General features: G+C 57.9%; 3 protein-coding genes. All 3 read right to left on the minus strand.

Annotation, left to right across the window (positions count from 1 at the left end):
- Positions 1 to 71: 71 nt before the first annotated feature.
- Positions 72 to 239, minus strand: a complete 168-nt coding sequence (rpmG, locus tag JF66_RS20725) for a 50S ribosomal protein L33 (RefSeq protein ID WP_035880539.1) — start codon at positions 237 to 239, stop codon at positions 72 to 74.
- Positions 239 to 475, minus strand: a complete 237-nt coding sequence (gene rpmB, locus JF66_RS20730) for a 50S ribosomal protein L28 (RefSeq protein WP_035835252.1) — start codon at positions 473 to 475, stop codon at positions 239 to 241. Before rpmB ends, rpmG begins: the two co-directional genes overlap by 1 nt.
- Positions 476 to 636: 161 nt before the next feature.
- Positions 637 to 1,015 (minus strand): EAL domain-containing protein (locus tag JF66_RS20735; protein ID WP_035880850.1); only part of this gene is annotated, 379 nt, incomplete at its 5' end.

A 1,015-nucleotide genomic window follows, 5' to 3' on the forward strand; every position in this document is an offset into this window, starting at 1 on the left:
TTTCGCGGCATAACGCTCCACGATGACCTTGCGCTGGTTGTTCTTGGCAATCATGCTCTTCTTCGCCATTTTTAGCGCTCCTCACGGAAGTCAACGTGCTTACGAATGACCGGGTCGTACTTCTTGAGTACGAGACGGTCGGGGTCGTTACGACGGTTCTTCTTGGTTACGTACGTGTAACCGGTTCCTGCCGTCGAACGCAGCTTGATGATCGGACGGACGTCATGTGCCTTAGCCATTAGATCTTCACCCCACGAGCGAGAACGTCCTTGACGACGGACTCGATACCACGAGCATCAATAACCTTGATGCCCTTTGCGGACAGGGTCAGTGTGACCTTGCGACGAAGCGACGGCACGTAGTACGTCTTCTTCTGAACGTTCGGGTCGAAACGACGCTTGGTGCGTCGGTGCGAGTGCGAAATGTTGTGTCCGAAGCCGGGAACAGCTCCGGTCACCTGGCATACAGATGCCATGGTTACCTCCATTACCGAAGAGCGAATGCCCTTCCCAAGATCCCTTGTCGGCGGACTGTTCATAACTGAGCAGCACGCAATGCACGCGCAGAGGCGTAGCAGCCTTCAACGATACGGGTTTGCGGTCCTCGGCGCAAACCGATCAAACATCTGCGGCGCTCTTACGGCCGCAAGACGGCGTCGATGTGACCGGAGCACTGGAGGAGTGGCTCGAGCATCGGTTTCGGTCGTCCGAACAGGTAGCCCTGAACCAGTCCGCATCCACTGGCCCGAAGAACGTCGAGTTGCTCCATGGTTTCCACCCCCTCGGCGATCACTTCCACGTCGAGCCGCGCCGCGAGGGCGAGAATTCCCTGCACGAGAGAGGTGGATGCCTCGTCGGGAATATTCATGATGAAGCTGCGATCGATCTTGATCTGATCGACCGGCAGGATGCTGAGCCAGGTGAGAGTGGAATACCCGGTGCCGAAGTCATCGAGGGAGATTCGCACTCCCAGCCGGCGCAATCCGACCAGGCGCTCGACGATCCCGGGCAGGTCA

The organism is Cryobacterium sp. MLB-32, from assembly GCF_000738085.1.
Classification (GTDB): Bacteria; Actinomycetota; Actinomycetes; order Actinomycetales; family Microbacteriaceae; genus Cryobacterium.

What these genes read in the sequence shown, in the direction of transcription:
- rpmG (WP_035880539.1), bottom strand. Translation starts at nt 239, where the DNA reads ATGGCTAAGGCACATGACGTCCGTCCGATCATCAAGCTGCGTTCGACG.
- rpmB (WP_035835252.1), bottom strand. Translation starts at nt 475, where the DNA reads ATGGCATCTGTATGCCAGGTGACCGGAGCTGTTCCCGGCTTCGGACAC.